The 10343-nt window shown below is 72.9% G+C and carries 10 protein-coding genes and 1 pseudogene; 6 read left to right on the top strand and 5 right to left on the bottom strand.

Translation table 11 applies throughout. The annotated features are described in order from the left end of the window. Positions 1–128 precede the first annotated feature (128 nt). From B351_RS18135 to hemH, 3 genes and pseudogenes are all read right to left on the bottom strand, one after another. Positions 129–1105, bottom strand: a pseudogene (locus tag B351_RS18135) (bifunctional precorrin-2 dehydrogenase/sirohydrochlorin ferrochelatase). Between the two features lie 70 nt (positions 1106–1175). Continuing rightward, positions 1176–2027, bottom strand: a complete 852-nt coding sequence (locus B351_RS0115630; protein WP_019399971.1) for an alpha/beta fold hydrolase — start codon at positions 2025–2027, stop codon at positions 1176–1178. Beyond that, positions 2024–2986: a ferrochelatase gene (hemH, locus tag B351_RS0115635; protein ID WP_019399972.1), complete on the bottom strand. Its 963-nt coding sequence runs from the start codon at positions 2984–2986 to the stop codon at positions 2024–2026. The genes B351_RS0115630 and hemH overlap by 4 nt, the downstream gene beginning before the upstream one ends. 138 nt (positions 2987–3124) lie before the next feature. On the opposite strand from hemH, the gene B351_RS0115640 reads away from it, so the two are divergent. From B351_RS0115640 to tatC, 4 genes are all read left to right on the top strand, one after another. After that, entirely contained in the window at positions 3125–3994 is an 870-nt protein-coding gene (locus B351_RS0115640; protein WP_019399973.1) for a lipid-binding SYLF domain-containing protein, read from the top strand. 90 nt (positions 3995–4084) lie between these two features. Then, positions 4085–4303, top strand: a complete 219-nt coding sequence (gene tatA, locus B351_RS0115645; RefSeq protein WP_019399974.1) for a twin-arginine translocase TatA/TatE family subunit — start codon at positions 4085–4087, stop codon at positions 4301–4303. A 21-nt stretch (positions 4304–4324) separates the two neighbouring features. Further along, entirely contained in the window at positions 4325–4759 is a 435-nt protein-coding gene (tatB, locus tag B351_RS0115650) for a Sec-independent protein translocase protein TatB (RefSeq protein ID WP_019399975.1), read from the top strand. Beyond that, positions 4740–5498, top strand: coding sequence for a twin-arginine translocase subunit TatC (tatC, locus tag B351_RS0115655; RefSeq protein WP_019399976.1), 759 nt, complete (start codon positions 4740–4742; stop codon positions 5496–5498). Before tatB ends, tatC begins: the two co-directional genes overlap by 20 nt. A gap of 7 nt (positions 5499–5505) precedes the next feature. Here the strand turns inward: tatC and B351_RS0115660 are convergent, their stop codons facing one another. Further along, positions 5506–6402, bottom strand: coding sequence for a BPSS1780 family membrane protein (locus B351_RS0115660; protein WP_019399977.1), 897 nt, complete (start codon positions 6400–6402; stop codon positions 5506–5508). 48 nt (positions 6403–6450) lie between these two features. After that, positions 6451–7212: a glutamine amidotransferase gene (locus B351_RS0115665; RefSeq protein ID WP_019399978.1), complete on the bottom strand. Its 762-nt coding sequence runs from the start codon at positions 7210–7212 to the stop codon at positions 6451–6453. Positions 7213–7299: 87 nt separating this feature from the next. Here B351_RS0115665 and glyQ point away from each other — a divergent pair, with 87 nt between their 5' ends. Both glyQ and glyS read left to right on the top strand, forming a co-directional pair. Beyond that, on the top strand, positions 7300–8202 hold the full coding sequence (gene glyQ / locus B351_RS0115670; protein ID WP_026010796.1) for a glycine--tRNA ligase subunit alpha: 903 nt from the start codon (positions 7300–7302) through the stop codon (positions 8200–8202). Positions 8203–8245: 43 nt separating this feature from the next. Further along, positions 8246–10342: a glycine--tRNA ligase subunit beta gene (glyS, locus tag B351_RS0115675; RefSeq protein WP_019399980.1), complete on the top strand. Its 2097-nt coding sequence runs from the start codon at positions 8246–8248 to the stop codon at positions 10340–10342. Position 10343 lies beyond the last annotated feature (1 nt).

Here is a 10343-nt window from a genome sequence, read left to right on the forward strand (position 1 = left end):
ATCCGCAAGCACTTCGTGTTGAAGCCACTCCGTTTTCCCGGACCACCGGCAACACCGTGGTGTCGTCGGGAGGGCGCGCATTGTGCACGTGCCCGGCGCGTTTGGGAAGTACCTGAATAGGGAAATTTTCAGGGAATTTTCACCGGCACCCCGGGGATGCGGCGGAAAGCCACGCCGGCATTGGCGCAAGCGGCTTCCACGCGGTCGATACCGTCGCCGCCAGCACGCGCTGCATATAGATAGACGACGCGCGCTCCATCGCCGGCATGCATGACCGCCAGGCGCGCGGCCTCGTCGGCCGACCCTGCAGCCACCCGGCTGGCGTCGCGCCGCGCCGGCTCCAGCGCTTCCGGCCGCACCTCCGGGCCGACCAGGATCAGGTCCGCCTCGTTGAGCGCCCTCAGCGCACGCAAGGTGAGCAGGTCGGGCTCGACCGCGGCGATGGCGGACACGCTGCCCCGCACGTCGCCGCGGGCAGCGGCCGCGTCCAGTTCCCCGAGGAAGGCGGCTTCCAGGGCCTGCGGGTCCGCGGCCACCGGATCCAGGCGCCCATCGAGGATGCGCTCGAACCAGCGCCGGCGCAGGGCCAGGTCCGGCAGCGCTTCGCGGATGCGTTCGCGATGCCGCGCGAACAGGCCGGCCAGCGTGCCAATGGCCGGATCCAGCAGGGTTTCCAGGCGCTCGCGGATGCGCCGGGCCAGCATCGGCGCCGCGCCCGCGGAGGAGATCGCGACCACCAGCGGCGAGCGGTCCACCACCGCCGGCACCTGGTAGGTGGACAGGACGGCATCGTCGACCACGTTGACCAGGCGCCGGCGGCGCCCGGCTTCCGCGGCAAGGGCGGCGTTGAAGGCGTGGTCGTCGGTGGCGGCGACCACCAGCCACACCGCGTCCAGCCAGGCCGGGTGAACTCCCCGTGCAGGCAGGCGATGCGGCCGGCGTCCACCGCGGCCTGGATGTCAGGGTGGTCGATGCTGCGGGTATGCAGGTGCACCTCGGCGCCGGCGCGCAGCAGCGCGGCGATCTTGCGCGCGGCCACTTCGCCTCCGCCGACCACCAGCACCTCGCGCCCGGCCAGATCGGCAAACAGCGGGTACAGCCCCATCCGGTCTTCTCCCTGACGGCCTTGGCGCATCCTCGCCTGCGGGCCGGGCCCTGTCGACGGTGGCGCGCGATCAGCCCGCGGCCAGGAACGGGCCCAGCACCGCGGCCACGGCTTCGGTCTGGTCCATGTGCAGGTGGTGGCCGCCCTCCAGCACGGTGACCGCGGCCCCGGGCACCTCGGCCAGGCGCTGCGCGCGCACGTCTTCCGGGAAGTACGGCTGGGCGCGGCGGGCATGCAGCAGGTGCAGCGGGCATTCCAGCGCGCGCAGCAGGGCGCGCACCTGGCCTTCGGTCATGCGGTTGGCGCCGGGCAAGGTCAGGCGCGGGTCGCTGCTCCACACGTATCCGCCGTCGACCGCGCGGGTGCCGCGTTCCACCAGCAGGCGCGCGGCGTGTTCCTGCATCGGGCCGGCCTGCAGGCGGGCGCGGACCCCCAGCTCCAGGTCCGGGAACACGCGCAGCGACCTGCCGCGGCGGGCACGCGCGGCGGAGACCGCCTGCTGCAGGCGCGCCGGCGCGGCGTCCTCGTCCTCGGCCAGCGGGCCGAGGTTCTCGACCAGGGCCAGGCGGGCCACGCGCTGCGGCTGGGCCACCGCGGCCATCGCCGCCACCGCCGCGCCCATGGAATGGCCCAGGATCGCGAAGCGCTCCCAGCCGAGGGCATCGGCCGCGTCCAGCAGCGCGTGCACGTAGGCGACCATCACGTACTCGGCCCCCGGCGCCAGGTGCGCGCTGCGGCCGTGGCCGGGGAAGTCGAGCAGCAGCAGGTCCAGCGGCGGCAGGTGCGGCAGCAGCGGCAGGAAGCTGGCGGCGTTGTCCAGCCAGCCGTGCAGGGCGATTACCTTCGGCGCGCCGGGACGTTCGACGCGCAGCGCCGCCAGCTCGCCGCAGCTGCCCGGCAGCGCGACCTCGGCCGGGGTCATTCCACCGTGCCGGCCGCGTGGCGGGCCAGCCGCGCCAGGGCCGCGGCGTGTTCCGGCGCGTCGTTGAGGCAGGGGATGTAGCGCAGCTGGCCGCCCTTCGACCTGAAGTGCTCGGCCAGGCCCAGGGCCACTTCCTCCAGGGTCTCGATGCAGTCCACCGCGAAGCCCGGGCAGACCACGTCGACCTCGCGCACGCCGGCCGCGGCCAGGCGGTCCAGTTCGGCCTGGGTGGAGGGCTCCAGCCAGCGCTCGCGGCCAAAGCGCGACTGGTAGCCGATGGACCACTGCCCGGGCTGGAGGCCGGCGGCGGCGGCGATGGCCTCGGCGCTGGCGGTGCAGCGCTGCGGATAGGGATCGCCGGCATCGGCCACCCGCTGCGGCAGGCCGTGGAAGGAGAACAGCAGGTGGCGCCCTGCGCCGCCCTGCGCCCGGTGGGCGCGGATGCTGGCGGCCACGGCCTCGACCCAGGCCGCGTCGGTCGAATAGTCCTCGACCAGGGTCACGTCCATGTCCTGGGTCTCGGCGGCGACCACGTCGGCCACCGAGGCGGTGGTGGTGGTCGAGTACTGCGGGTACAGCGGCAGCACCACCAGGCGGCGCACGCCCTGCCTGCGCAGGTCGCGCAGCAGCTGGCGCAGGGCCGGCTCGCCGTAGCGCATCGCCGGCAGCACACGCCACTCGGGGATCGCCTCCTGCATGCGCGCGGCCAGGCGGCGGGTGTAGACCAGCAGCGGCGAGCCTTCCGGCAGCCAGATCTTGGCGTAGTTGGCGGCCGAACGCGGCCCGCGCAGCGGCAGGATCAGGCCATGCAGCAGCGGCTTCCACAGGATCGCGGGGATCGACACCACCCGCGGGTCGCCGAGGAACTCGGCCAGGTAGCGGCGCACGGCCGGCGCGGTCGGCGCCTCCGGCGTCCCCAGGTTGACCACGAGCAGCGTGGTGGCGGCGGCGTTGTTCATGGCGTCGTATTCTGACAGACGCGCGCCGGCCCGGCCCGGGACGCCGCGCGGGGGCAGCGCGCCTCAGGCGCGATTCATTGCCGCAAACCTAAGTTCCGGGCGAACCGTGGCCGCCGGCCACCCTCGCGGAGTCCAACGATGTCGCAACTGAGCAAGTTCCTGCTTCCCGTCCTGTTGCTGGTGGCCGCTCCGGCCATCGCCGGCCCGGAGGAGGACGCGCGGGCGCGCGAGGCGGTGCGGGTGCTGGAGGAGATCCAGAAGATCCCGGAGCAGGCGATCCCGGACAAGCTGCTGGACGAGGCCAAGGCGATCGTGGTCATCCCGGACGCGATCAAGGCCGGCCTGGTGATCGGCGGGCGCCGCGGCCACGGCCTGATGTCGGTCAAGACCGCCGACGGTACCTGGTCCAACCCGGTGTTCGTGACCCTGACCGGCGGCAGCATCGGCTTCCAGGCCGGCGTGCAGTCCTCGGACATCGTGCTGGTGTTCCGCAACGACCGCAGCCTCGACAACGTGGTCAACGGCAAGTTCACCCTCGGTGCCGACGCCGCCGTGGCCGCCGGCCCGGTGGGCCGCAATGCCGCCGCGGCCACCGACGGCCAGCTCAAGGCCGAGATCTGGTCCTGGTCGCGCGCCCGCGGCCTGTTCGCCGGCGTGGCCCTGGACGGCGCGGTGCTGCGCATCGACAGCAACGCCCAGGCCGTGGTCTACGGGTCGACGACCACGCCGCGCATGGTGTTCGAGGACCGCGCCCAGGCTGCCCCCAGCAACGCCATCGTGGCCTTCCGCGACCAGCTGGAGGAAGCCACCCATGCCGCGCGCGTGACCCGCGGCACCGCGGCCCCGGCCGCCGCCCCGGTCGGCCGGGTGACCATCCCCAACGAGCAGCCGCAGGCGCAGACCCAGGGCCTGCAGACCCTGCCGGCGCCGCCGCCGGCCGGCCCGGCGCCGACCCAGGGCTTCGAGCCGGTGGACGATGGCGTGCGCAGCGAGCCGCTGCCGTACTGACCGGGATTGCTGAACCGTCCAGCGGAACGGCCCGGTTCCGCTGGGCCTGCGCTATGCTGTCAGACCGTTGATTTGACTATGTGAGCAGCCATGGGCGCTTGGGGCATCGGGCATTGGATCGTCGTGCTGGTCGTGGTGCTGCTGGTATTCGGCACCAAACGGCTGCGCGGTGCCGGCAAGGACATCGGCGAGGCGGTGAGGGGCTTCAGGGAAGGGATGCGCGAGCCGGAGAAGCCGGCCGGCCAGCTCGGCGACGAGCGGACCGACGCATCGAAGACCGAAGCCGAGCGCGACCGCGCGCAGCATTGATCCCGCGTCGGCGTACGCGGAATGTTCGACATCGGTTTTGGCGAACTGCTGCTGATCGCGGTGGTCGCCCTCGTCGTGCTTGGCCCGGAGCGGCTGCCGAAGGCGGCCCGCTTCGCCGGGCTGTGGGTGCGCCGCGCCCGCGCGCAGTGGTACTCGGTGCGCGCCGAGCTGGAGCGCGAGCTGGCCGCCGAGGAACTCAAGCGCAGCCTGCGCGAGACCCAGGATTCGCTGCGCCAGGCCGAAGCCACCCTGCGCCAGGAAGCCGAAGCCGCGCGCAGCGGCCTGGATGGCCTGCGCCAGCAGGTCGAGGCGGACCTGCGCCCGCCGGAACCGGCCGGGGAAGCCCCCCAGCCCGCAGCCGACCCGGAAGCGCCGCTGCCCGCCCCCGGGTCGCATACCGAACCCGCCCCGCCCGCCGATCCCGCCGAGGAGCGCGATGGACCCCGCCACTCCTGAGACGGACAGCGAAAGCCCGCTGATGGAGCACCTGCTGGAGCTGCGCGCGCGGATCATGCGCGCGCTGGCCGGCCTGGTGGTGCTGCTGCTGGCGCTGCTGCCGTTCGCCAACCGGCTCTACGCCTGGCTGGCTGCCCCGCTGCTGCAGAAGCTGCCCGAAGGCGGCCAGCTGATCGCGGTGGAGGTGGCCTCGCCGTTCTTCGCCCCGCTGAAGCTGGCGTTCTTCGCCGCCGTGCTCGGCAGCGCGCCGTGGCTGCTGTACCAGGCCTGGGCCTTCGTCGCCCCGGGCCTGTACCGGCGCGAGAAGCGCCTGGCGCTGCCGCTGCTGGTGTCCTCGGTGCTGCTGTTCTATGCCGGCTGCGCGTTCGCGTTCTTCGTGGTGCTGCCGTCGGTGTTCGGCTTCCTGGCCGCGGTCAAGCCCGAGGGCGTGGCGATGATGACCGACATCAGCGCCTACCTGGACTTCGTGCTGGTGATCTTCCTGGCCTTCGGCGCCAGCTTCGAGCTGCCAGTGGCGCTGGTGATCCTGGTGCTGCTGGGCTGGGTCACCCCGGACCAGCTGCGTGCCGGGCGCGGCTACGCGATCGTCGGCATCTTCATCCTGGCGGCGGTGATCACCCCGCCGGACGTGGTCTCGCAGCTGCTGCTGGCGGTGCCGATGTGCCTGCTGTACGAGGCCGGGATCTGGGCGGCCCGGCTGCTGGGCCGCGGCGAGGACGGGGAAGCGGACCAGGCCTGAGCCGCGCTCAGGCCTCCAGCCGGCCGGACGCGGCCGCGCCGGGCACCGGCGGCGGCGCGGCATGGCCGAACAGCTGGCCCCAGGCCACCAGCACCGCGCCGGCCAGCAGCGGCATCACCACCGCCATCAGCAGCACCTGCGCCACCAGCGCCCCGAACAGCGGGCCGGCCAGGGCCTGGGCCAGCAGCGCCAGCAGCATCACCGCGAAGTAGACCGCGAACAGGGCGACCACGGCCAGCAGGAAGAACACCGCCAGCGCCGGCAGGTTGTGCAGGCTGGCGCGCAGGCTGTCGCCCATCGCGGCCAGGCCGGGGCGGCCGTCGAACACGATCCGCGGCACCGAGACGAACACCGTCATCGCCACCACCACGGCCAGGCCCAGGCCCAGCAGCAGCCACAGCAGGATCCGCCCGGCCGGGAGGTCGGCGATCATCTCCTGCACCTGCTCCGGGCTCGGCTGCACGCCGGAGGCGGCCATCGCGTTGAGCTCCTCGCTGACCGCGCTCAGCCGCTGCAGCTGCTCCGGGCCGACCAGGACCAGCAGCAGGATGCCCAGCAGCAGGCCCGCCACCACCTGCGGCAGCAGGGTCGCCAGCAGCCCGGGCAGGTGCCCGTCGCGCACGCCCTGGCCCAGGTGCGAAGGCAGCGCCGGGCGGCCCTGCTGGACCTCGCGCACCGCCCATACCAGGCCGGCAAACAGCAGCGGGCCGGCGATCGCGACCAGCAGCTGCACCAGCGCGCCCAGCGCCGGCACGGTGGCGGCCACCGCCAGCACCAGGGTGCCCAGCAGTCCCCACAGTGCGCCCAGCGAACCCAGCGCCAGGGGCGCCTGGCGCAGCAGGGCGAAACCGCCCAGCAGCCATTCCGCGCCGGCCGAAGCCGGCAGCCTGCGAATCGTGTCCATTCCTGTTCCGTGTGCGTCGCCGCCGGGGGGCGGCGCGTCTGCGGGCAATTATCCGCGATCGGCGCCGCGGGCGTGGGTACCTGCGCCGTGCTGGCCGCGGGCATGCTTCACGAATCGCCGCAGCAACCGCCGCGCCTGCGGCGCCGCGCTGACCTCGCGCGCCACCGTGCGCGGGCAGCGGCCGTGGTTGCGCAGGCACTCGGCGCGGGCGTGGACGTAGCCGCGCATGTGGTGGGTGGCGAACTCGGGGTGGAACTGCACGCCCCAGGCGCCCTGCCCCCAGCGGAAGGCGTGGCAGGCGTCCTGTTCGGAGCGGGCCAGCACCGCCGCACCCTCCGGCGGCCGGATCACGGTCTGCAGGTGGGTGGCGTGGGCGGCGAAGCGCGGCGGCATGCCGGCGAACAGCGGGTCCTCGAACGCCGGCGGGTGCAGGTCGATGAACACCGTGCCCGATTCGCGCCCGGCCGGGTTGTAGTCCACCTCACCGCCCAAGGCGTGGGCCAGCAGCTGGTGGCCGTAGCAGATGCCCAGCAGCGGCGTGCCCGCCTGCACCACCTCGCGGATCCAGCCGGCGGTGCGCTCGCTCCACGGGGCGCGATCGGTCACGAACGCCGCCGAACCGGTCACGATCACCCCGGCCAGGCCGCGCGGCTCCGGCAGCGGCTCGCCGCGCTCGGCGTTGACCTCGGTCACGTCCCGGGCCGCCAGGCCGGCCGCCACCCGGATCCAGTGCGGGAAGCGCCCATAGCGCTTGAGGCTGCCCACGGGCTGGCCGGTTTCCACGATCAGGAAGGGCGCGCGGTCGGTCACGGCAGGATCCGGGGGGTCCGGGGCGGCGGAAACCCGTACGGGACGGGGCTTGGGCCTATACTAGCCCGCTTTTCCGCAGCGCAATAAATGCCGATGACTGGTCCGACCTTCCAGGGATTGATCCAGGCCCTCAATGCCTACTGGGCCGAACAGGGTTGCGTGCTGATCCAGCCGCTGGACCTCGAGGTCGGCGCCGGCACCTTCCACCCGGCCACCTTCCTGCGCGCCCTCGGCCCGGAGCCGTGGAACGCCGCCTACGTGCAGCCTTCGCGCCGTCCGACCGATGGCCGCTATGGCGAGAACCCCAACCGCCTGCAGCGCTACTACCAGTACCAGGTGGTGATGAAGCCCAACCCCGACAACATCCAGGAGCTGTACCTGGGCTCGCTGGAGGCGCTGGGCATCGACCCGAAGGTGCATGACCTGCGCTTCGTCGAGGACAACTGGGAATCGCCGACCCTCGGCGCCTGGGGCCTCGGCTGGGAGGTGTGGCTCAACGGCATGGAGGTGACCCAGTTCACCTACTTCCAGCAGGCCGGTGGCCTGGAGTGCCGCCCGGTGCTGGGCGAGATCACCTACGGCCTCGAGCGGCTATGCATGTACCTGCAGAACGTGGACAACGTCTACGACCTGGTCTGGACCATCGGCCCGCAGGGCCCGGTGACCTACGGCGACGTGTACCACCAGAACGAGGTCGAGCAGAGCGCGTACAACTTCGAGTACGCCGACGTGGCCGAGATGTTCCACCGCTTCGACGCCTGCGAGCGCGAGGCGCTGAAGCTGGTCGAGGCGCAGCTGCCGCTGCCGGCCTACGAGCAGGTGTGCAAGGCCAGCCACACCTTCAACCTGCTGGACGCGCGCCGCGCCATCTCGGTGACCGAGCGCCAGCGCTACATCCTGCGCGTGCGCACCCTGGCCCAGGCCGTGGCCCAGGCCTACTACGCCCAGCGCGAGAAGCTCGGCTTCCCGGGACTGAAGAACGGCGCGTGACCGCGCCCCCTTCCCGGCCGCCGCATCCACCACAGGAACATCCATGAGCACGCAACTTCCCCTGCTGATCGAACTGGGCACCGAGGAGCTGCCGGTCAAGGCGCTGCCGGGCCTGGCGCAGGCCTTCTTCGACGGCGTCGTGGCCGCGCTGCAGAAGCGCGGCGTGGCGGTGGACGCCACCGGCGCGCGCCCGCTGTACACCCCGCGCCGGCTGGCGGTGCTGCTGCCGGGCGTGGGCACCGAGCAACCCGAGCAGCGCTCGGAAGTGCTGGGCCCGTACCTGAACATCGCCCTGGACGCCGAGGGCAAGCCGACCCGCGCGCTGGAAGGCTTCGCCGCCAAGGCCGGGGTCGAGTGGACCACGCTGGAACGCACCAGCGACGCCAAGGGCGAGCGTTTCGTGCACCGCTCGGTGAAGCCGGGCGCGCGCACCGCCGAGCTGCTGCCGGAGGTGCTGGCCGAGGCCATCGCCGGGATGCCGGTACCCAAGCCGATGCGCTGGGGCGGCCATGACTACGCCTTTGCCCGTCCGGTGCACTGGCTGGTGCTGCTGCTGGGCGAAGAGGTGGTGCCGGCGCAGGTGCTGGGCGTGGCCGCCGGCCGCAGCAGCCGCGGCCACCGCTTCGAGGCCAATGGCCCGGTGGAGATCGCCGCGCCGGGCCAGTACGTGGAAGCGCTGCGCGCGGCGAAGGTGCTGGTCGATCCGGCCGAGCGCCGCGCCCGCATCGTCGAGCAGGCCGAACAGGCCGCGGCCCAGGCCGGCGGCAGCGCGCGCATCACCGAGGACAACCTCGAGCAGGTGGTGTGCCTGACCGAATGGCCGGCGGCGGTGCTGTGCAGCTTCGAGCGCGACTTCCTGGCCGTGCCGCAGGAAGCGCTGATCGAGACGATGGAGATCAACCAGAAGTTCTTCCCGGTGCTGGACGCGGCCGGCAAGCTGACCGAGTACTTCATCGGCACCGCCAACATCGAGTCGCGCGACGTGGCCGAGGTGCGCAAGGGCTACGAGCGCGTGATCCGCCCGCGTTTCGCCGACGCCCGCTTCTTCTTCGACGAGGACCTCAAGCAGGGCCTGGTGGCCATGGGCGAGGGCCTGAAGACCGTCACCTACCAGGCCAAGCTGGGCACGGTGGCCGACAAGGTCGCGCGCGTGGCCACGCTGGCCGAGGCCATCGCCGTCCAGGTCGGCGCCGATCCGGCGCAGGCGCGCCGTGCCGCCGAGCTGGGCAAGAACGACCTGCAGAGCCGCATGGTCAACGAGTTCCCGGAACTGCAGGGCATCGCCGGCCGCCACTACGCGCTGGCCGCGGGCGAGCCGCAGGAAGTGGCGCTGGCGATCGACGAGGCCTACATGCCGCGCTTCTCCGGCGACGCCATCGCCGGCTCGCGCCTGGGCCAGGTGCTGGCGATTGCCGAACGCGCCGACACCCTGGCCGGCGGTTTCGCCGCGGGCCTGAAGCCGACCGGCAACAAGGATCCGTTCGCCCTGCGCCGCAATGCGCTGGGCCTGGCGCGTACGCTGATCGAGTCCGGTTTCGAACTGTCGCTGAAGGAACTGCTGGAAAGGGCGGCGCAGGCGATCGGCCCGCTGCCGGCCGGCAAGGACGGCGCCACCGCGTCGGCCGATCCGGCCGAGCTGTACGACTTCATCCTCGACCGCCTGCGCGGCTACTACGCCGACAAGGGCGTGCCCGCCGCGCACTTCAACGCGGTGGCGGAGCTGCGCCCGGCCTCGCTGGCCGACTTCGACACCCGCATCGCCGCGATCGGCACCTTCGCCGCGCTGCCGGAGGCCGATGCCCTGGCCGCGGCCAACAAGCGCATCGGCAACATCCTGAAGAAGGCCGACATCGCCATTCCAGAGGCGACCGACCCGGCGCTGTTCGCCGAGGACGCCGAGCGCGCCCTGGGCGAGGCGGTGGAGGCGGCGCTGGCCGAGACCGACGGCCCGCTGCGGCAGCACGACTACGTGCGCGTGCTCGAGCGCCTGGCGCAAGTGCGGCCGCAGGTGGATGCGTTCTTCGACCAGGTGATGGTCAACGCCGAGGACCCGGCCGTGCGCGGCAACCGCCTGGCCCTGCTCAAGCGCCTGGCCGACCGCTTCGGCGCGGTGGCCGCGATCGGGCACCTGTCGGCCTGAT

Source organism: Pseudoxanthomonas sp. GW2 (genome assembly GCF_000283075.1).
Classification (GTDB): Bacteria; Pseudomonadota; Gammaproteobacteria; order Xanthomonadales; family Xanthomonadaceae; genus Pseudoxanthomonas.